Source organism: Mycolicibacterium sp. ND9-15, assembly GCF_035918395.1.
Lineage (GTDB): Bacteria > Actinomycetota > Actinomycetes > Mycobacteriales > Mycobacteriaceae > Mycobacterium.
In genome coordinates this window covers 4780831-4801450 of the sequence record NZ_CP142362.1, presented here as the reverse complement: position 1 = coordinate 4801450, position 20620 = coordinate 4780831, and the positions used below count along the sequence as shown (strand labels likewise).

The 20620-nt window shown below is 69.5% G+C and carries 18 protein-coding genes; 5 read left to right on the top strand and 13 right to left on the bottom strand.

Annotated elements, in window-relative coordinates; all coding sequences use genetic code 11:
- Positions 1–22 precede the first annotated feature (22 nt).
- A complete protein-coding gene (locus QGN32_RS22720) occupies positions 23–697 on the top strand; it encodes a hypothetical protein (RefSeq protein ID WP_326546416.1) in 675 nt (224 codons plus the stop codon).
- Positions 698–724: 27 nt separating this feature from the next.
- Here the strand turns inward: QGN32_RS22720 and QGN32_RS22715 are convergent, their stop codons facing one another.
- Complete coding sequence (locus QGN32_RS22715) at positions 725–1066, bottom strand: hypothetical protein (protein WP_326546415.1); 342 nt, start codon at positions 1064–1066, stop codon at positions 725–727.
- 125 nt (positions 1067–1191) lie between these two features.
- Here QGN32_RS22715 and QGN32_RS22710 point away from each other — a divergent pair, with 125 nt between their 5' ends.
- Positions 1192–1527, top strand: a complete 336-nt coding sequence (locus tag QGN32_RS22710) for an RNA polymerase-binding protein RbpA (protein ID WP_064420338.1) — start codon at positions 1192–1194, stop codon at positions 1525–1527.
- A gap of 86 nt (positions 1528–1613) precedes the next feature.
- Here the strand turns inward: QGN32_RS22710 and QGN32_RS22705 are convergent, their stop codons facing one another.
- The 9 genes from QGN32_RS22705 to QGN32_RS22665 form a co-directional block, all read right to left on the bottom strand.
- Positions 1614–2396 carry a polyprenol monophosphomannose synthase gene (locus QGN32_RS22705; RefSeq protein WP_326546414.1) on the bottom strand — a complete coding sequence of 261 codons (783 nt, stop codon included), beginning with the start codon at positions 2394–2396 and terminating at the stop codon, positions 1614–1616.
- Positions 2393–4030, bottom strand: a complete 1638-nt coding sequence (lnt, locus tag QGN32_RS22700; protein WP_326546413.1) for an apolipoprotein N-acyltransferase — start codon at positions 4028–4030, stop codon at positions 2393–2395. The genes QGN32_RS22705 and lnt overlap by 4 nt, the downstream gene beginning before the upstream one ends.
- The gene (locus QGN32_RS22695; RefSeq protein WP_326546412.1) at positions 4023–5609 is read right to left on the bottom strand and encodes an amidohydrolase; all 1587 of its coding nucleotides are present in this window, start codon (positions 5607–5609) and stop codon (positions 4023–4025) included. Before QGN32_RS22695 ends, lnt begins: the two co-directional genes overlap by 8 nt.
- A 13-nt stretch (positions 5610–5622) precedes the next feature.
- Positions 5623–6102 (bottom strand): FxsA family protein, encoded by a 480-nt coding sequence (locus QGN32_RS22690; protein WP_326546411.1) that lies wholly within the window; start codon positions 6100–6102, stop codon positions 5623–5625.
- 108 nt (positions 6103–6210) lie between these two features.
- Positions 6211–6597, bottom strand: a complete 387-nt coding sequence (locus tag QGN32_RS22685) for a PPOX class F420-dependent oxidoreductase (protein ID WP_326546410.1) — start codon at positions 6595–6597, stop codon at positions 6211–6213.
- A 3-nt stretch (positions 6598–6600) separates the two neighbouring features.
- On the bottom strand, positions 6601–6981 hold the full coding sequence (locus tag QGN32_RS22680) for a PPOX class F420-dependent oxidoreductase (protein ID WP_326546409.1): 381 nt from the start codon (positions 6979–6981) through the stop codon (positions 6601–6603).
- Between the two features lie 82 nt (positions 6982–7063).
- Positions 7064–10636 (bottom strand): cobaltochelatase subunit CobN, encoded by a 3573-nt coding sequence (gene cobN, locus QGN32_RS22675; RefSeq protein WP_326546408.1) that lies wholly within the window; start codon positions 10634–10636, stop codon positions 7064–7066.
- Between the two features lie 344 nt (positions 10637–10980).
- The gene (locus QGN32_RS22670; protein ID WP_326546407.1) at positions 10981–12441 is read right to left on the bottom strand and encodes a flavin-containing monooxygenase; all 1461 of its coding nucleotides are present in this window, start codon (positions 12439–12441) and stop codon (positions 10981–10983) included.
- 179 nt (positions 12442–12620) lie between these two features.
- Entirely contained in the window at positions 12621–12908 is a 288-nt protein-coding gene (locus QGN32_RS22665; RefSeq protein WP_326546406.1) for a hypothetical protein, read from the bottom strand.
- Between the two features lie 135 nt (positions 12909–13043).
- Here QGN32_RS22665 and cobG point away from each other — a divergent pair, with 135 nt between their 5' ends.
- The 3 genes from cobG to QGN32_RS22650 are packed head-to-tail and all read left to right on the top strand — an operon-like array spanning position 13044 to position 16261.
- On the top strand, positions 13044–14159 hold the full coding sequence (gene cobG / locus QGN32_RS22660) for a precorrin-3B synthase (RefSeq protein WP_326546405.1): 1116 nt from the start codon (positions 13044–13046) through the stop codon (positions 14157–14159).
- Positions 14160–14168: 9 nt separating this feature from the next.
- On the top strand, positions 14169–14795 hold the full coding sequence (locus QGN32_RS22655; RefSeq protein WP_326546404.1) for a precorrin-8X methylmutase: 627 nt from the start codon (positions 14169–14171) through the stop codon (positions 14793–14795).
- Positions 14792–16261, top strand: a complete 1470-nt coding sequence (locus tag QGN32_RS22650) for a precorrin-2 C(20)-methyltransferase (protein WP_326546403.1) — start codon at positions 14792–14794, stop codon at positions 16259–16261. Before QGN32_RS22655 ends, QGN32_RS22650 begins: the two co-directional genes overlap by 4 nt.
- Here the strand turns inward: QGN32_RS22650 and QGN32_RS22645 are convergent.
- From QGN32_RS22645 to QGN32_RS22635, 3 genes are read right to left on the bottom strand one after another with little or no spacing between them, the layout of a single operon-like run.
- Entirely contained in the window at positions 16249–18828 is a 2580-nt protein-coding gene (locus QGN32_RS22645) for a multicopper oxidase domain-containing protein (protein ID WP_326546402.1), read from the bottom strand. The two genes, QGN32_RS22650 and QGN32_RS22645, sit on opposite strands and share 13 nt — an antisense overlap.
- The gene (locus tag QGN32_RS22640; protein ID WP_326546401.1) at positions 18825–19913 is read right to left on the bottom strand and encodes a DUF8744 domain-containing protein; all 1089 of its coding nucleotides are present in this window, start codon (positions 19911–19913) and stop codon (positions 18825–18827) included. The genes QGN32_RS22645 and QGN32_RS22640 overlap by 4 nt, the downstream gene beginning before the upstream one ends.
- Complete coding sequence (locus QGN32_RS22635; protein WP_326546400.1) at positions 19906–20604, bottom strand: helix-turn-helix transcriptional regulator; 699 nt, start codon at positions 20602–20604, stop codon at positions 19906–19908. Before QGN32_RS22635 ends, QGN32_RS22640 begins: the two co-directional genes overlap by 8 nt.
- Between the last annotated feature and the right edge of the window lie 16 nt (positions 20605–20620).

Genomic DNA, 20620 nt, shown 5'->3' with positions numbered 1-20620 from the left:
TCGGCCCGCTAGCCTGGCCGGTATGCGAATGGCTGTGCTGATCGCGTCTGTGCTGGTGGCAGGATGTTCCTCGACGACGGGCGGGCAGGCCGAACGAATCGAACCGATTCCGCCGTCCCCTTCGGCGAGCTCGCCGTCACGGACCACCACCACGCCGAGACCAACGACACCGCCTGCGCCGGGCGCGCCGCTCGGCGACGTCATCACCTGGGTGGAAGCCGGTGCACCCGCTGACGCCGCGCAGTACCACTCGGCCACCCGCGACGGGGAGACCACGGATCTCGGCGAGGACGTCGCGTTCACCACGCCGTCCGGTAAGACCAGCTGCATGACCGATTCCAGCTACAGCGAAGGCGCCCTGGCGTGCCTGGTCGACCTGGTCGACCCGCCGCCGCGGCCGGATGATGCCTACGGCGAGTGGAAGGGCGGCTGGGTCGACTACGACGGCAGCAGCGTGAGCGTCGGATCGGTGCACGGGGATCCCGGCCGCTTCACCGCCGGTGAGGGGCCCGAGCTGCCGTACGGCCAAGTCCTCGCCTTCGGCGACTATCGCTGCCGCAGCGACGCCGTCGGCCTCTTCTGCGTCAACTACGCCCACCAGTCCGCGGTCCGGTTCAGCGACGCCGGCATCGAACCGTTCGGCTGCTTACAACCGGTCGCCGCACCGCCACAGACCGGCGAGAAGTTCGGCTGCTGACGCGACAGACACGTGATCTGATGGCGGTCATCGCCAGCCGTCGGCGGCCTTGGCCGCCTGAATCAACGCGTCGCACAACCCCTTCAATTCGCCGGTGTCCGCGCCCTCCTCGACCGCCGTCGCGACGTCCTCGGCGGCGCATCTGACCTGGTAGACCCGGTCGGAGAGTTCGGCGGCCTCCTCGGGGCTGAGCACGACCGCATCCGGCGCCAGCGAGGTACCTCTGATCAGGCTGCGGTGTTCGTATGCGCGTTGCCGGCAGGACTGCCTGCAGTACTGCCGACGCCGGCCCAGCCCCACGTCGTCGACCTCACGACCGCACCAGCGGCAAGATTGGGGGCGTAGACGCTTCTTGGTCCCGGGTGCCACGGACGTGACTGTAGACCGAGGCTCCCGTGTTTCCCGGTATCATCGACGGTCGAGTCGGGAACTTCACAGCATGGTGCTGCGTTGATCATCCGAACCAATACGCGCTGATCGAGGAGTGTTCGACGATGGCTGATCGTGTCTTGAGGGGAAGTCGCCTCGGAGCCGTGAGCTACGAGACCGACCGCAACCACGACTTGGCGCCGCGTCAGGTCGCGCGGTACCGCACCGACAACGGCGAAGAGTTCGACGTCCCCTTCGCCGACGACGCCGAGATCCCCCACACCTGGCTGTGCCGCAACGGCATGGAAGGCACCCTGATCGAGGGTGACGCGCCGGAACCCAAGAAGACCAAGCCTCCGCGGACGCACTGGGACATGTTGCTCGAACGCCGGTCGATCGAGGAGCTCGAGGAGCTTCTCAAGGAACGGCTCGACATCATCAAGACCCGCCGCCGCGGCTGACCCTCATCACCCCGCGAGCGACCGCTTTCTGCCGGCAAAACCCGGCGCGCCGCCGTACAGACACGGCCGCTCGCGATTTGGTTACGTCAGTCGCCTAGCGCGTGAGGCGCCCCGCGGGCGCGGTCGAAGCGGCCGCGGATACCCCACTCGGCGACCTTGAACAGGGCTTCGCGGATGTTGGACCCGCTCATCTTGGACTGACCGAACTCGCGTTCGGTGAAGGTTATCGGCACCTCGACGACGACGAATCCGTGGTTGATCGTGCGCCAGGTCAGATCGATCTGGAAGCAGTAACCCTTCGAGTCGACCGCGTTCAGGTCGATCTTCTCCAGCACCTCGCGGCGGTACGCGCGGTAGCCGGCGGTGATGTCGTGGATGTCCACGCCGAGCAGGACGCGGGAATAGCCGTTCGCGGTCCGCGACAGCACCAGGCGCCGACGCGGCCAGTTGCGCACTTCTCCCCCGGGGACGTAGCGCGAGCCGATCACCAGGTCGGCTCCGGCGTCGATCGCGTCGAGCAGCCGGCACAGCTGCTCGGGCGGATGACTGCCGTCCGCGTCCATCTCGACGAGCACGCCGTACTCGCGGCTCAGCCCCCAACCGAACCCGGCGAGGTACGCCGCACCGAGTCCGCCCTTGGCGGTGCGGTGCATGACGTGGATGCGGTCCGGGTCGCCAAGGGCCAGATCGTCGGCCAGCTTGCCGGTGCCGTCGGGACTGCCGTCGTCGACGATCAGGAGGTGCATGTCGGGGCGCGCCGCGTGGACGCGTTCGACGATCAGCGGCAGGTTCTCCCGCTCGTTATAGGTGGGGATGATGACCAGCGTGCGCTGGCTTGGGCGTTCCCCCGGGTCCCGGCCCGTCGTCATGTAGCTCCTCTATCTTTGTTGTCGCCGCTCACTCGACGACGCACAAAGCTCCAATTGTGCAGTATCACGACGATCAGACTGCCGACACCGACGGCGATGAGCAGCCCCTCGACCAGCGGCCCCCACCGGGTCGCCGCTGTGAGCTGCGTTTTCAGCCGCACCGCGGAGTCGAGGTAGGCCGGTTCGAAAAACGCGGTGCGGGCCGTTTCCCGGCCGTCGGGCGCAATGATCGCGCTGATTCCCGTCGTTCCCGCCACCACGACGTACCGGTCGTGTTCGACCGCGCGCAGCCGGGCGAACGCGAGTTGTTGTTCGCTCATCGACTCGGTGAAGGTCGCGTTGTTGCTGGGCACCACGAGCAGTTGCGCGCCGTTGCGCACCGCCTCGCGGGGCGCCCGGTCGAAGATGACCTCCCAGCAGGTGCTCACACCCACCGGCACGCCGGCGGGGTGCAAGACCCCGGTGCCGTCGCCCGGAACGAAGTACCCGGCTCGGTCCGCGTAGTCGGAGAGACGTCGGAAGAAGCCGCGCCACGGCAGGTACTCCCCGAAGGGCTGCACGATCTGCTTGTCGTGGCGCTCGCCGGGTCCGCTGCCGGGATTCCACACGATCACCGAGTTGGTCGACGAGGGGTTCTCGGCGGTGGCGCCGGGGGCCTCGACCACCGCGCCGACGAGGATCGGCGCGTCGATGGCGGTCGCGGCGGCGGAGATCATCTCACTGGCGTCGGAGTTGGCCAGCGGGTCGATGTCGGAAGAGTTCTCGGGCCAGACGACGAACATCGGCCGCGGCGCGCGCCCGGACCGCACATCCTCGGCCAGCCGCATTGTCTCTCGAACGTGGTTGTCGAGCACCGCGCGCCGCTGTGCGTTGAAGTCCAGCCCGAGGCGGGGCACATTGCCCTGGACCACGGCGACGGTGATCGACCGGTCGTCACCGGCGCCCGCACCGGACTGGCGAACGTGCGGCCACGTCAGCGCGGTGACGAGCAGCACCACGCTGATGTACACGCCCGGCACCACCACCGCCGGCGGCGCGGCGTTCTGCCCGTCGCGCCGCCACCACTGCACGACCTCGAAAACGATTGCGCCCAGGCAGAACCCGATGAGCACCACCGCGAACGACAGCAGCGGCGCCCCGCCGAGTTGGGCGATCGAGCGCAGCGGGCTCTCGGTCTGGCTGTAGGCGACGACACCCCACGGGAACCCGCCGAACGGCAGTGTCGACTTGAGCCACTCCTGGGTCGCCCACAGCCCGGCGAACCACAGCGGCCAGCCGGGTAGCCGGCGCACCGTCACGGCGGCCACTCCGAACAGTGCGGGAAACAGCGCCTCGGCGAGCGAGAGCCCGATCCAGGGGACAGGACCGACGAATGTCCCGACCCATGGCAGCAGCGGCAGGTAGAACGTCGCCCCGAACAGGAAGCCATAGCCGAAGCCGCCTCGCCGCGTTGTGGTTTCGCGCGTCAGCACCCAGGCCAGCAGCGCGAACGCGACGAACCCCAGATACCACCACCCGAACGGCGGAAAGCTCAGGCACAGCAGGATCCCGGCGACGATCACGACAGCCAACTGCGGTAGCCGGTCCACCACCGCCTGCCCCCACCTCGCAGCCTTGGGACGGATCTCAGCCATGGATGACGACACCCCGGTGGACGGTCTGCCGGCACCTGGGCGGCGGGCCGTCGAGTCGCGGCAACGGCGGCACGCGCGACCGCTGATCGGTCGACCAACGCTGCACCGCGTCCGCCGGGGCCCTCACCTCGAATTCGTCGGCGTCCCAGACCGCGTACGACGCCGGTGCGCCGGGCACGAGTGTGCCCGCCAGCCCGTCGCGCACACCGGCGGCCCGCCAGGCACCGCGGGTGAGCGCCGCGAACGCCGCACGGGCCGATAACGCGCTTCCAGGCGTCTGATGACGCGTCGCCGCGCGCACCGTCACCCACGGGTTCATACCGGTGACCGGGCTGTCCGAGCCGAACGCGAGGGGCACGCCTTGGGATGCTAACAGCGCGAACGGGTTCAACGATCTGGCTCGCTCGGCTCCAAGCCGCTGGGCGTACATGCCGGCTTCGCCGCCCCAGAGCGCATCGAAGTTCGGTTGCATGCTGGCGAGCACGCCCCAGGCGCCGAGCCGGCTCGCCTGCTCTTCGGTGACCATCTCCAGGTGTTCGAGCCGGTGCCCGCATCTGGCGACCGCGGGCGCCCCGAACGCCGCGACGACCGACTCGAACCCCTCGACGACCGCGGCCACTGCGGCGTCGCCGATGACGTGGAAACCGGCCGTGATGCCCGCCTCCGTACATGCGTGCAGGTGGGCGGCGATGGCGTCGCGGTCGAGATAGCTGTTGCCGACGCGGCCCGGCGCGTCGGCGTAGGGCTGGTGCAGCCAGGCGGTGCGCGAGCCCAGAGCCCCGTCGACGAAAAGGTCACCCGCCAGGCCGCGGGCGCCGGTGCGCTCGAGCAGGGCGCGCGCCTGACCGGCAGTTCTCACCGCTTCGCCCCAGTAGCCGACGATCTCCACCCCGTGTTCGAGCCGACGGATCTCGTCCCAGTCGTCGAGTCCGCCGATGTCCGGGCCTGCGCATTCGTGGACCGCGACGATGCCGGACGCCGCCGCCGCGTCCAGCGCGGCCGATCGCGCGCGGTCGCGCTGCTCAGAGGTGAGCCGGGCTCGCGCGGCGGCGCGGACCAGGTGGTGCGCGTCGGCGGTCAGCGGGTGTTGCGGGGAGTATCCGGTCGCGTCGGGGAGGCCCGCGCTGAACTGGCGCAGCGCGGTGGACGCCGCGGCGGAGTGCACGTCGACCCGGGCCAGGTAGGCAAGCCGCTCCCCGACGACGGCGTCGACCTCGGCGGTGGTGGGAGGGGTGCGTTCGGGCCAGCTCGACTCATCCCAGCCGTGAGCCCAGATCGGACCGTCCGGATGTGCGTGCGCATAGTCGCCGAGCAGTTGCAGACAGTGCCGCAGTGAGGCGGCGGGCCGAAGGTCGAGACCAAAGAGCGCCAGCCCGGTGGCGGTGAGGTGGACGTGGCTGTCGACGAAGGCCGGCGCGACGAAGGCACCCTCCAGATCGACGACCTTCGCGTCGGGGAACTGCCCGCAGCCCACGTCGTCGCTGCCCAGCCAGGCGATCACGCCGTTGAGCACGGCGAGTGCCGTGGCGTCGGGCATGGCGGGACTGTGCACCCGCCCGTTGAGCAGAAGGGTCGTCACCTACGCGAGGTTCTCATAACTCCTGGCTGGGGCGGGGCGCGCGCTCCACGGCGGGCGGTTCGACGTCGATGACCTCGACGACCTCGCCGTCGATGTAGTCGGCGCCCGGGCGGGCCACTCGCCAGCCTGCGACGCCCGCGGTGAGCAGCGGCATCCGGCGCGCGGCCAGCGCGGTCAGCAGCGGACGGACCGCCACGCGGGTTGGCGGCAGCAGAAGCAACGCCCCCGTCACCGAACTGGCCAAGCCCGGGATCACCACGAGCACCGTGCCGAGCGCAACCAGGGCGCTGTCGGCGGCCGCGCCGTGCAGGTTCGCCGGGGTCAGGCCCGAACGCAACTGGCGAAAATGGCGCCTGACCTGCGAACCGGCCAGCGCAAGGCCCAGCACGAACGTTGCGAGCAGGAGCAGCAGCGTCCAGCCGACGCCGATCGTCGACGCCAGGGCCACGACGACCGCGACCTCGATGACCACGTAGAGCAGAAACAGCCGCATACGCCTTGAACGTATGGACCGCCCTCACCGGTTCCGAAGATTGGCCACGTGACCACGATCCAGGCCCGCCGTGGTCGGTGTTCTCGTTCTTCGCCGAGCACCCGGCGGCTACACCGCGGGCTTGATCTCGAGACCGATGTGGACCTTGTCTATGCCACCGCGGATCAGCGCCTGCGGGATCCACCACCACGCGTGCCACCAGTAGCGCCGGGTGACCTTGTCGAACACGCGGCGCGTGGTGTCCTTGGGCAGTACCCGGGCCACCGCTTCGACCGGATCACCCTTGGGTTTGCCCAGCGCGCTGGACTTCTGGATGGTCACGCGTGGAGTGTTTTTGATGCGCTTGGTCTTCCACGACCCGTCATCGGTGATGACGAGCAGTCGGTCGCCGTCGGGCGCACCCCAGATCGGCGTCGGCTTGGGCCTGCCGTCCTTGGTGAAGGTCGTCAGCAGGATGTATTTCGCGCGGGCGACGTCGTCGAATCTGTCGGCCATGCTTCACCCCGGCTTGATCTCGATGGTCACGTTGTTCTTCATTCCCCCGCGCAGCTTGGAGAAAACGTTGAACGCCTTGCCGAACAACCCATAGCGTTTGCCGATCCCGGCGTACGTCGCGCCGTTGGCGGACTTGTCGAGGATCTGCGCGACGGCCTCGACGGGCGCCCCCTTCGGATTTCCGCGTATGTCGCAGGGCGCGATGGTGACCCGCGGCGTGTTGCGTATCCGCTTGACCTTCCACGACTTCTCCTGCGTGATCGCGATCAGGCCGTCGCCGTCGGGCACCGCCCAGATCGGCGTCGGCTTTCCCCTGCCGTCCTTGGTGAAGGTGGTCAGCAGGATGTACTCGGATTTCGCAACGTCGGCGAAGCTGGCAGACACGCCCCCGAAGATACTGGGCCGGCGTCGACTCTGCGGCTACGGCGTAAGACCGCCGGAGACGACCGCCCTGTCGACGCTGCAGTCAGCCCTCCAGGTCGCCCTCGGTCTCCAGCAGCACCTGGCGCAAGCCGTCCAGCGTCGCCGGTTCGGGCGCTGCCCACATGCCGCGGTCGGCGGCCTCCAGCAGTCGCTCGGCCATCCCGTGCAGGGCCCACGGGTTCGATTCGGCCATGAACTTGCGGTTCTCGTCGTCCAGCACGTACTCGGCCGACAATCGCTCGTACATCCAGTCGGCCATCACCTTTGCGGTCGCGTCGTAGCCGAACAAGTAGTCGACGGTGGCGGCCATCTCGAACGCACCCTTGTAACCGTGCCTGCGCATCGCGTTGATCCACCGTGGGTTGACGACGCGGGCGCGGAACACCCGGGTGGTCTCCTCGCTCAGGGTGCGGGTGCGTACGGCGTCGGGACGGGTGTTGTCGCCGATATAGGCGGCGGGATCTTTTCCGGTCAGGGCCCGCACGGTGGCGATCATGCCGCCGTGGTACTGAAAGTAGTCGTCGGAATCGGCGATGTCGTGTTCGCGGGTGTCGGTGTTCTTGGCGGCCACCGCGATTCGGCGGTACTGCCGGCTCATGTCGTCGGCTGCGGGCGCGCCGTCCAGCCCGCGACCGTAGGCGAATCCACCCCACGCGGTGTACACGGCGGCCAGGTCGGCGTCGTCGCGCCAGTTGCGGCTGTCGATCAGCTGCAGCAGTCCGGCGCCGTAGGTTCCGGGCTTGGAACCGAAAATCCTTGTGGTGGAACGACGCTCGTCACCATGCTCGGCGAGGTCGGCTCGCGCGTGCGCGCGCACGTAGTTCCCCTCGTCCGGTTCGTCGAGGGCCGCCACGAGCGCGACGGCGTCGTCGAGCATGGTGACGACGTGCGGAAAGGCGTCACGGAAGAAGCCCGAGATGCGCACGGTGACGTCGATGCGCGGCCTGCCGAGATCGGCCAGCGCGATCGGTTCGAGGTCGACCACCCGCCGCGAGGCCTCGTCCCAGACCGGCCGGACACCCAGCAGCGCGAGCACTTCGGCGATGTCGTCACCGGCGGTACGCATCGCCGAGGTGCCCCACACCGACAGGCCGACGGACGGGGGCCAGTCTCCGTGGTCGTCGCGGTAGCGGGCCAGCAGCGAATCCGCCATCGCCACACCGGTTTCCCACGCCAACTTGGATGGCACCGCGCGGGGGTCCACGGCGTAGAAGTTGCGCCCGGTGGGCAGCACGTTGACCAGGCCGCGCAGCGGCGACCCCGATGGGCCGGAAGCGATGAAGTGCCCGTCGAGCGCCCGCAGGATCTGCGGGATCTCGTCGGCCGTACCCGCGAGCCTGGGCACCACTTCGGTGGCCGCGAACCGGAGTACCGCGGCGACGTCGGCGTTGTCGGTCAGCGTGTCGACCGCATCGGGATCCCAGCCGGAATCCTGCAGTGCGGCCACGAGTTCACGGGCTTGCGCCTCGGCGGCGTCGACGGCGGTGCGCTCCTCGTTACCGTCCTCTTCCAGACCGAGCGCCTGCCGCAGGCCGGGCACCGTGTGTTCGCCGCCGAACAACTGGCGGGCCCGCAGCACCGCGAGCACGAGGTCGAGTTCGTCCTCACCGGCCGGGGTCTGGCCGAGGATGTGCAGCCCGTCGCGGATCTGGACGTCCTTGATCTCACACAGCCAGCCGTCGACGTGCAGGAGCATGTCGTCGAAGGAGTCCTCCTCGGGCCGTTCCTCCAGGCCGAGATCGTGGTCCATCTTCGCGGCACGCATCAACGTCCAGATCTGCTGGCGGATCGCGGGCAACTTGGCGGGGTCCAGCGCGGAGACGTTGGCGTGCTCGTCAAGCAGCTGCTCCAAACGCGCGATGTCGCCGTAGGTTTCGGCGCGGGCCATGGGCGGGATGAGATGGTCGACGAGGGTGGCGTGCGCGCGGCGCTTGGCCTGCGTGCCCTCACCCGGGTCGTTGACCAAGAACGGGTAGATCAACGGCAGATTGCCCAGCGCGGCGTCCGAACCGCACCCCGCCGACATGCCAAGCGTCTTGCCCGGCAACCACTCCAGGTTGCCGTGCTTGCCGAGGTGCACCACCGCGTCCGCGCCGAACACCGACTCGATCCACCGGTGCGCGGCCAGATAGTGGTGGCTGGGCGGCAGATCCGGGTCGTGATAGATGGCCACCGGCTTCTCCCCGAACCCGCGCGGTGGCTGCACCATCAGCACGACGTTGCCGGCCTGCAGGGCCGCGATGACGATCTCGCCGTCGGGGTCGGCGCTGCGGTCGACGAACATCTCGCCCGGCGGCGGGCCCCAGTGCTCGACGACCGCGTCGGTCAGCTCGGCGGGCAGTGTGGCGAACCATTCGCGGTAGTCATTGGCCGGCACCCGAATCGGGTTGCCCTCGAGCTGCCCTTCGGTGAGCCAGTCGGGATCCTGGCCGCCGCGTTCGATCAGCGCGTGGATGAGCGCGTCACCATCGCATGCATCGACACCGGGGATGTCGTCGATCCGGTAGCCGTGCTCACGCATCGCGCGCAGCAACGCGACCGCGCTGGCCGGGGTGTCGAGGCCGACGGCGTTGCCGATGCGGGCGTGCTTGGTCGGATAAGCGGAGAACACCACTGCGACCCGCTTGTCCGCGATCGGGACGGCACGCAGCCGCGCGTGCCGCACGGCAAGGCCGGCGACACGTGCGCAGCGCTCGGGATCGGGCACGTAGGAAACGAGCCCCTCGTCGTCGATCTCCTTGAACGAGAACGGCACCGTGATGATGCGCCCGTCGAACTCCGGCACCGCGACCTGCGTCGCGACGTCGAGGGGCGAGAGCCCGTCGTCGTTGTTCTGCCACTGCGCCCGCGAACTCGTCAGGCACAATCCCTGCAGGATCGGGACGTCCAGAGCCGCCAGGTGCGCGACGTTCCAGGTGTCGTCGGAACCACCGGCCGACACGGCGGCCGGCGTGGCCCCGCCTGCCGCGAGCACGGTGGTGACGAGCGCGTCGGCGGTGCCCAGGAGGTCGAGCAGCTCCGCGTCGGCGGTGCGCAACGACGCACAGAACACGGGTACGGCGCGCGCACCGGCGTCCTCGATCGCATCGCACAACGCCTCGACGTAGGCGGTGTTTCCCGCGAGGTGCTGTGCGCGGTAGTACAGCACCGCCACGGTCGGTCCGCCGTCGCGAGCACCGTCCCGGTGCACGACGCCCCATGTTGGCGTGCTCTCCGGCGGTGAGAAGCCGAAGCCGGTCATCAACAGCGTGTCGCACAGGAACGCGTGCAGGTTGCGCAGGTTCGATACCCCGCCTTGGGCCAGGTAGACGTGCGACTGCAGCGCCACCCCCGCGGGTGTGGTCGAGTGACCCATCAGTTCCGCGTCTGGCGACTGCTCGCCGCTGACGACGACCGCGGGCACCCCGCTGGCGACCACCTCGTCGATGCCGTCCTGCCAGGCGCGGTAGCCGCCGAGGATTCGCACCACCACGATGTCGGCGGCGCGCAGCAGATCGCCGAGTTCGCCGTCGACCAGCCGAGACGGGTTGGCCCACCGGTACCGGGCGCCGCTCGACCGGGCGGTGATCAGATCGGTGTCAGAGGTCGACAGGAGTAGTACGACGGGATCCGGCACCCCCCATTACTACCCCACGGCCCGTTCCTTCCCGCGACGGTGCGTGTCTGGAGAGGACACGCCGCTGATTTTCCGCGCTTTGCGCACGCTCGACGCGCAACGAACGTGCGGAAATCTACCGGCGGTTCCACCGGCCGTAGGTGCTCTGCGGGTACGGCAACCCGAGGGCCGCGATGAGCACGACCAGAAGAACACCGAAAACGATGAGTTCGAACATCGTCGTTCCTTCCTGACATCGCTTACTACACACGCGTGCAGTAACTCGAAAATACGACGTCAGCGGGCATTTCTGACCATCTTGTGTGGAAGAGATCACTTGGACTCCGATGTGACGGCCGTCACTTTCAGCCCGCGCGGACCTCGAAGTCGGTGGGCTCGGGTGTGCTCAGCAGTTCGCGGTGCCGCACCGGTCGCCACGGGAAGAGTTCGGGCAGGCCGTCTTTCCCGAGATACCAGCTGTTGCAGCCCGTTACCCAAATCGTCTGCGGCATTGCGGCTTTCATTTCGTCGTTGTACAGCTTGGTCGCCGTTTCAGTGGGTGCGGCCGCAACGACGTGACCGCCGCGGATCTTGTCGATCCACCACAGCGCGTAGTCCGCTTGGCTCTCGGCGATGATCACCAGTGACTGGTTGCCGACGGGCGAATGCGGCCCCATCAGCATGAACAGGTTCGGAAAGCCCGGTAGTGCAACCGAACGGTACGCCCGCGGTCCATCGCGCCAGGCTTTCTCGAGCGTAACCCCGTTCTCGCCGACGATCTGCATCGGTCGCATGTAGGCATGGCTGTCGAATCCGGTGGCCAGTACTAGCACATCGAGTTCGTGCAAGACGCCGTCCGATGTCACCACACCAGTGGGCTCGACGTGGTCGATCGCCTCGGTCACCAAGTCGACCCCAGGCTTCTGGATGGCTCGGTAGTAGCGCCCCGCGATTATCTGCCGCTTGCACATCGCCTCGTAGCTAGGAGTGAGCTTGCGCCGCATGTCGGGATTACGCACCGACAGGCGCAGGTTCCACCGGCACAGCGCCGACAGCACACGGCGCTGCCAACATGGTTCTACGGTGGCCCGGCCCAGTGTGGCCCGCTCGACATAGGCCTGCCAGACCCGGTAGCCCACCTTGTTCATCACCGGCCAGCGCTGCAGCGCGGCCTTGGTCAATCGCGAGTACCTCACGTTCGGGGCGGGAAGCACCCACTGCGCCGTGCGCTGAAAGATCTTCAGCCCCCGCACGTTTCCACCGAGCGCGGCGGTGATCTGCACACCGGTTGAACCGGTGCCGATCAACCCGATTCGCTTGTCGGACAATGGAACAGAATGATCCCATCGCGCGGAGTGAAATATCGGTCCTGCGAACATGTCCAGTCCGGGGATGTCGGGGTAGCGCGGCACCCGAAGGACACCCGTGGCGGTGATCAGCACATCGAACGCGTCTTCGCCGGAGGCCGTGCGCACCGACCAGCGGCCGTCCCGGTAGACGGCGGAGATGACCTCGGTGCCGAACCGGATGTGCGGTCGGATATTCCGCTCGGTCGCCACCTGCTGGAAGTACGCCTGGATTTCTGGGCCCGCTGACATGACCCGCGACCATTGCGGATTGGGCCGGAACGAGTAGGAGTAGTACCGCGACGGCACGTCACAGGTCAATCCGGGATAGGTGTTGTCGCGCCAGGTGCCACCGACCTCATCGGCTTGCTCGAAGATCGTGAAGGTGTCGATGCCCGCATCCTGCAATTTGGCAGCCATGCAGAGGCCCGACATACCGGCGCCGACGATCGCGACCTTCACTGCGCGTTTCTCTGCCATCGGACCCCTTCGGCTACCGGGAAGGGTACGCCCGACCAGCCGCGTTATTGAAGCAATCGCCGCCTGCGCGGTGCCGATACCCTGACTCGCCCGCCCCGTTGGATTTGCTGCCGGTCCGAATCACTGTGCTGCAGCACAGTGTTCGGTGGAACAGGAGCTCCTATTACCTGGCCAGCTGATCACAGCCGGTCCAGCTCCCGAGACATCAAGGCGCTCTCGAGATAGGCGAACCGCTGTGGATAGTGTCTGCGCACGGGTTCGCGGTCGCTGTGCCACAGGCCGCGCACCACACGGACCGCAACGGCCCAGTGCCAATGGGTCGTCGGCGCCGGCGACAAAGCTGCGACGGTGCTGAACCGCACCTGCTGTTCGGTGATCACAATCGGTTCCGGTGTCGCGGCCACCGGAGCCGGACATGTCGCGGATCGTGCTGTCGACGGGCGGCGCGTCGTGGTCAGTTCGGTCATGTCAATCTCTCCCACCGTGCTCATCCGGTCCGCCGCGGACCGCGATGTTGATGACGCTATGACCGGCCGATCGGCAACGCATGCGTAAGGCACTACCTGTGTTGGCGGGCGACACCCACGGACTACCGTGAACTGGTGGCCAGGACCCGCGACCAGGACGCCTGCCCCGGTGCGCTGCAGGTGCATCACGCGGCCGACGGTGCGTTGGCGCGCGTGCGGTTGCCGGGCGGGATGGTCACCGCCGCGCAGTTGGCGATGCTGGCGCGGGCGGCCACCGACTGGGGTGCGGGCACGCTGGAGCTCACCTCGCGGGGCAACCTTCAGATCCGCGGCGTCACGGACACTGCGGCGGTCGCGGACGCCGTGGCCGCCGCAGGTCTCCTGCCGTCGGCGACCCACGAACGGGTGCGCAACATCGTCGCCTCGCCGCTGTCCGGCCGGGTCGGGTCGAACACGGACGTCCGCGGGCTGGTCACCGAACTCGACAACGCCATCCGTGCCGACCTGGACCTGATCGCGCTGCCCGGGCGGTTCCTGTTCGGCATCGACGACGGCCGCGGCGACATCTGCGGTCTCGCCCCGGACGTCGGCGTCCACGTCACGAATGATGCAGCGGCGCTGTTCCTTGCTGGCCGTGACACCGGTGTCCGAATTGCGGTGAATGCGGCGGTGCCGACAATGATTGCGGTGGCCCGGCGATTCATCACTGACCGCGGAACCGCCTGGCGCGTCAAAGAACTCGCCCGCCCGGAGATACTTCTCGAAGGGCTGACACCGTCCGAAGCGCCGGGGGCGACCTGGCCTGCGGTCACCCGGGCGCCCGTCGGCTGGCTCGAACAGGCGGACGGCCGCATCGCACTTGGCGCGGCGGTTCGGCTCGGCGTGCTGCCCACCCGCACCGCCGAATACCTCGCCGCGATCGAGGCGCCGATGGCGATCACACCGTGGCGTTCGGTACTCGTGTTCGACCTCGACGAGGCCGTCGCCGACGTCGCGCTGCGGGTGCTCGCACCGCTCGGGCTGGTGTTCGACGAGAACTCGCCCTGGCTGTCGGTCAGCGCCTGCACGGGCAGCCCGGGCTGTGAGCACTCGGTGGCCGACGTCCGCGCCGACGCCGCGGCAGCCGTCGACGACCCGGCCGGGGGTCACCGGCATTTCGTCGGCTGCGACCGCGCCTGCGGCAGTCCACCCATCGGTGAGGTGCTGGTGGCAACGAGAGACGGATACCGGGCGCGCGACCCGCACCCGTAGGGTGATCGCGTGCTCGACTACATCCGCGACGCCGGGGAGATCTACCGGCAATCGTTTGCGACGATTCGCGACGAGGCGGACTTGGCGCGGTTCCCCGACGACGTCGCCCGCGTGGTCGTGCGGCTGATCCATACCTGCGGCCAGGTGGACGTCGCCGACCACGTCGCCTACCGCGACGACGTGGTCAGAACGACCCACGCCGCGCTGGTCGCCGGCGCTCCGGTGCTGTGCGACTCGTCGATGGTGGCCGCGGGGATCACCCGGTCGCGGCTGCCTGCGGACAACGAGGTGGTCTCGCTGGTGGCCGACGCGCGCGCGGCCGACCTCGCCGCGCGGCTCGGCACCACCCGGTCCGCGGCCGCCGTCGACCTGTGGGCCGATCGGCTCGGCGGTGCCGTGCTGGCGATCGGCAATGCGCCGACCGCGCTGTTCCGGCTGCTCGAGCTCCTCGACGACGGCGCCCCGACGCCCGCCGCGGTACTGGGCGGACCGGTCGGTTTCGTCGGCTCGGCGCAGTCCAAGCAGGAACTCATCGACCGGCCGCGCGGAATGTCGTATCTCGTGGTGACGGGCCGTCGCGGCGGCAGTGCGATGGCGGCCGCGGCCGTGAACGCGATTGCGACGGAACGCGAATGAGCGACCGCGGAGTCTTGTGGGGCGTCGGGCTGGGACCCGGCGATCCGGAACTGGTGACGGTCAAGGCCGCGCGGGTCATCGGCGACGCCGACGTCGTGGCGTACCACAGCGCGCGGCACGGCAACAGCATCGCCCGCGGTATCGCCGAACCGTATCTGCGGCCCGGGCAGGTCGAGGAGCACCTCGTCTACCCGGTGACCACCGAGACCGCCGATCATCCCGGCGGCTATGCCGGCGCGATGGAGGACTTCTACCGGGAGTCCGCCGCCCGCATCGCCGCGCACCTGGAGGCGGGCCGCAACGTGGCGCTGCTCGCCGAGGGCGACCCGCTGTTCTACAGCTCCTACATGCACATGCACACCCGGCTCACCCAGCGCTTCGACGCGGTGATCGTGCCGGGGGTGACCTCGGTGAGCGCGGCCTCGGCGGCGGTGGCGACTCCGCTCGTGCAGGGCGACGAGGTGTTGACGATCCTGCCGGGCACGCTGCCCGCCGACGAACTCGAGCGCAGGCTCGCCGACACCGACGCGGCGGTACTGCTCAAGCTGGGGCGGTCGTATCCGGCTGTGCGTGAAGCACTCTCGGCGACCGGTCGGCTCGACGACGCCTTCTACGTCGAACGGGCCAGCACGCCGCGGCAACGGGTGCTGGGCGCCGGAGAGGTCGAGGATGCGACGGTCCCGTATTTCTCGCTGGCGATGTTGCCGGGCCGACGCCGCGCAGAGACGACGACCGGCAGCGTGGCGGTGGTGGGTTTGGGACCGGGTGACACCGACTGGATGACCCCGCAGTGCCGCCGCGAACTCGCCGAGGCCACCGACCTCATCGGCTACGGCCCCTACCTCGACCGGGTCGGAGCCCGGGACGGTCAGCGCAAGTATCCGAGCGACAACACCGACGAAACCGCCCGCGCCCGGTTGGCCTGCACATTGGCCGAAGAGGGCCGGGCGGTGGCGGTGGTGTCCTCCGGCGACCCGGGCGTCTTCGCGATGGCGACCGCGGTGCTCGAAGAGGCCAAGCAGTGGCCGGGGGTCTCGGTGCGTGTGATCCCGGCGATGACCGCCGCACAGGCGGTCGCCAGCCGGGTCGGCGCGCCGCTGGGCCACGACTATGCGGTGCTCTCGCTGTCGGACCGGCTCAAGCCGTGGGACGTGATCGCCACACGGTTGACCGCTGCCGCCGCGGCCGACCTGGTGCTGGCGATATACAACCCGGCGTCGAAGACCCGCACCTGGCAGGTCGCCGCGATGCGCGATCTCCTGCTCGAACACCGCGATTCCGGCACCCCGGTGGTGATCGGCCGCGACGTGTCCGGACCCCGTGAGGAGGTCAAGGTGGTGCGCCTGGCCGACTTGGACCCCGCCGACGTCGATATGCGCTGCCTGCTGATTGTCGGGTCCTCGCAGACGCAGTGGTATTCCGACGACGGGGACCGGGTTTTCACACCGCGCCGCTATCCGGGTTGAGGCGTGACCTCGATGACCCCGTGAGCGCCGCGTTCGGCGTCGACCATTGCGTGGGTGACGAACGGATAGTGCCCTGCTTGGTCGAAGCTCAGCTCGACGAATCCGCCTTGGGCAGCGGATAATCCGAGGGCCTGCGCGCCGCCGGTACCCGGCCGCAATCGGTAGTCGCCCTCCGACCATACGGTGTCGAACTGGCCGCCGACGACGTGAAAGGAGCTGCCCCGGTTCGGCCCGGCGGCCAGTACCCAGATCCGCACCCGCTCCCCGACTTGGGCGGTCAGCGGCGCGTGGTCGTACTGGTTCGCGTAGCCGTTGAAGACCACCAGGTCGGGCTTTTCGGCGGCGACCTTGGCGGCGTCGACTTCCCCGCCCGGCGGGCCGAGGTAGTACTCGGACTGCACGAGCAGGTATTCGCGGTCGACCGGGGGCAGGTCCGGCGGGTCGATGACCACCGCGCCGAACATTCCGTTCGCGATGTGCACCGACATCGGCATCGTCGAACAGTGATACATCCATATGCCGGCGCGCCGCGCGGTGAACCGGTAGACCAGGCGTTCGCCGGGCTGGATCGTTCGCATCGGCACGTCGGGGGCCAGCGCCCCGGCATGGAAGTCGATCGAGTGCCCGATCGTGCCGTCGTTGACCAGCGTGATCTCGAAGACGTCGCCGACCTTACCCCGCAGCGTCGGCCCCGGCGCCGAGCCGCCGAATGTCCACAGCCGCTGGGTGATTCTGGGCGACACCTCCCGCTCGGTCTCGGTCACCGGCAGGGTGATGCGGTGGTCCGGCGTCGCCGCCGCCAGCGCTGGGTCGCGCGGCACGAAACCCGGGCCCGGCGTCGCGCCGAGGCTGCGGGTGATGTCGTCACCGGTGACCGATGCCGCTGCCGTGTCGTGATGCCCCGAGTGCGTCCCGGCTGGCGCGGTAGCACCGGTCGCGCGCACCACCATGGTCATGCCCATCTGCCGGTGCCCGGCCACCGAGCACCAGCCGTCCAGGTCCACGCCGATCACTCCGGCGTCGAGCACCGCGGTTTCTCCCACTGCGAGGCGTCCGGTGCTGGTCCCGTTCGACAACACCAGATCATGACGGTCCGAACCGGTGTTGACGAGCCTTATCACCAACCGGTTTCCGATCGGCGCTTCGATGGTGTCGGGCACATAGCGCATGCCCTCGATATGCACCTCGACCTCGGTGGTCTGGCCGGTGGCCGCGACCGACACCGGTGGCGTTGTGGCGAAGCCGACCGCGGCAGGGTCGGCGGCGACCGCGCCGGCGGCGGTCAACACCACCACGCCCAGCCCGGCGGCCGCGACGCCGAGCCGGTGGCGCACCGGCGGCCCCGACGGGGGCGGGCCCGGTGTCGACGGCGTATCGCGGTTCTTGCGTGCCTGCCACACCGCCCGCACCAACAGCGGCAGGAACGCGGTGTACGCCGCCAGTACCAACACCGAGGCTCCCACCCGTACCAGGCTCGGCGTCGGCAGCACACACAGCAGCAGTGCGAAGTTGGCGACCGCCAGCCGCCACGGCGCGCCGCGTTCCAGTTCGGCGGCCGCCACGATCGCGGCGGCGCGGCCGCCGACCACGATCGTGGTCAGATAGGTCAGCGACCCCAGGAGAACCTGCACCAGGAAGCCGGCAAGCACCGCCACGGTGAGCGGGCCGGCCCGGTCGAGCACCGCCGGCCACGTCGGCGCGGTGGCGAAGGCGACGACGGCATAACCCAGCGAACCCAGCAGCCACACCACGCCCGACAGCACCGACAACGTCGCGAAGTTGGCCGGCCGCTTGCGGCGCACCTCGTCGAGATGGGGCCACAGCACATAACCGGCGGCGCCGAGGTACGCGAGCGCTCCGGCGGCCGTCACCGCCGGCGAGGCCACCATCGCGCCCAGCGCGACTACGCCCAATCCGCCTACGAGCGCGGGTAATCCGCGCCGGGCCGCGACCTCGACCCCGTCGGCCATCCGGGTGCGCAGCATCGTGGGCCACAGCGTGACCAAGGTGCCGAGCACCGAAAGCGCGACCCATCCGAACAGGTTCACTGCCGCATGGGCGATGACGAACCGCTCGTGGATCGCACCGGGCAACGCCGGGTCGGCCATCGCCACGCCAAGCCCCGCGCCGACCGAAAGCAGCGCTGCCGCGGCGACGTAGTAGCGCACGGTGTCGCCGAAGCGCGAGGGCAGCGCACGGCGCAGCTGCCGGATCAACGTCACGGCATGCGCCAGCGCCACGGCACCGACCACGATCCCACCGGCCAGCACCACTGCCCACACCCCGGCGGGCATCCCGACGACCACCGCGACGGCGCCGACGTTGAAAGCCGTGATGCGCCAAGCCTGCCCGGCTCGCGACGACTCGGGCGGCCTGCGCAGCAGCGCATCGGTGAAATGGCGACTCCAGATGAGGATCGCGTTACCCGCCGCCCCCAGGCCGAGGAGATGAATCAGCAGCCATCCCGATGCCGGCAGCGACCGGTGCGCGAGCGACACCACGACAATGGCGGCCAGCCAGGCGAAGACGATCGACCCGACGCGCAGATGCCATCGCCCGCGGTTCATGCCGACACCCCGACCGGCCGACGCGACGCCGCGTGGACGGCAACCCCGACGAACGCGAGCACCGCCACGATGTTGAGCACGCCCCCGGCCTGCACGGCCCACTCGACGCCACGCACGTCTCCGATCGCCACCCGCAACAGCAGCGAGGCGTGCAGCAAGGCGACCGGCCCGTACATCGCCGGGGTGTACGGCAGCGGGCGGCGCACCACCGCGGGCAGGATGACCGGTGCGTGCGCCATGATCATCGACAGCACGAAGCCGAGCATCACCGCGTGCACGATCGCGTCGTAGCCGCCGCCGGATCGCACCTGCCCGACCAGTAGCCAGGCCAGTCCGGGGACCATCAGCCACGCATAGCCGGCGAGCAGGCATACCGCCATATAGCGCGTCAGCCCCGTCGTGCGGACGGTTCGCCTGGCGATATCGAAGCGCATGAGCCAAAGGGTGATTCCAAGTACAGCGGCTCCGAGCACTGCGAAACCCGCTGTCGGCCAAAGCAGTTGCGCGAGGGCGCCGACGACCACTGCCGCTGACCCCGCGACCAGCAGAGCTTCGGCCCGCGTGCCGAGCATCGCGACCCGCGCCAACTCGAGGCGCTCCCCCGCGATGGTCAGGATGAGGAAACCGGCCAGCCAGCCCAGAAGATCCGACGTCGGCAGCCCCGCCGCCCACAGCAGCGCCGCGCCGGTCGCCAAGACCGCGCCCGCCGCCTGCACCAGCACCGCCGCGTCCCAGCTGCGCCGCCACAGCGGCACGTACACCGCCACCAGCAGCGCGGCCCCGGCCAGCAGAGCGGTATCGGCGAGGCGTCGCGGGGCCGGGCTGACGAGCAGGACCGCGCTCAGCCCGAGGAACGCGGGGGCGAGATAGCACCACCGCCGCCCCGATGCGACGGCACGTTCCACCGCGATCACGGTGCCGACGAATCCCAGCACCAGCACGATGCCGTGCACCTCGGACAACCGATCGGTCTCGACCGGCGCCGGTAGCCCGAGCCGCAGCAGCCCCGCGTCCAACCCGGCCAGCAATGCAATCCCACCGGGCACCAGCAGCAGCGCCCGTGGCGGTAACCGGTTGTCAGTCATGGCGTTTCAGGACGGGATCGGGCAGAAACAACCGGCAGGCGCCGGGCTCGGCGAAGGGAATCAGATCGAGACCCGGCCCGGTGGGCGCCTCGATGCTTTCGAGCAGTCCCTCGACGATGCCGAGGTGGACCTGGCAGACCACGCTCGGATAGCGGCGGGCCGCGTCGAGCAGCGGGCAGCGGCGCAGCGCCACACCCCGCTCGGCGCCCTCGTCGTCGGGAGCGAAGCCCAGCCGGGTCAGCGCGTCGAGCACCGCCTGTCGTTTGTGGCCGTCGCTACGGCCCATCTCCTCGGCCATCTCGCGGCCCCACTCGACGCCGGCGGCGCGGGCGTCGCGCTCCGGGTCGGCGCTGGTGCGAGCGAGGTGCCCGGCCAGGGCAGTGGCCAGGCCCGCATAGTCACGGGCCGCCACGGCGGGGTCCGCGGCCGACGGCCGATACAGCGCGGCCGGCCGGCCTCGCCCGGCGGCGGGTTCGGTGGCGCGCTCGACGAGACCGAGGTCGACGAGCGCGTCGAGATGCTCGCGCACGGTGTTCCGATGCAGCCCGAGAGCGGTCGCCGCGTCCACCGTCCGGACCGGAGCGTGCCCCCGCACATACCCGAGCACCCGCAGCCGCTGCCCCGACAGCGGCACGTGGCCGGTCGCGGAAGGGGCTGGGATGGGCCCGAGGGACGGGGTACTATTTAACACGGAAATTATTGTAGTA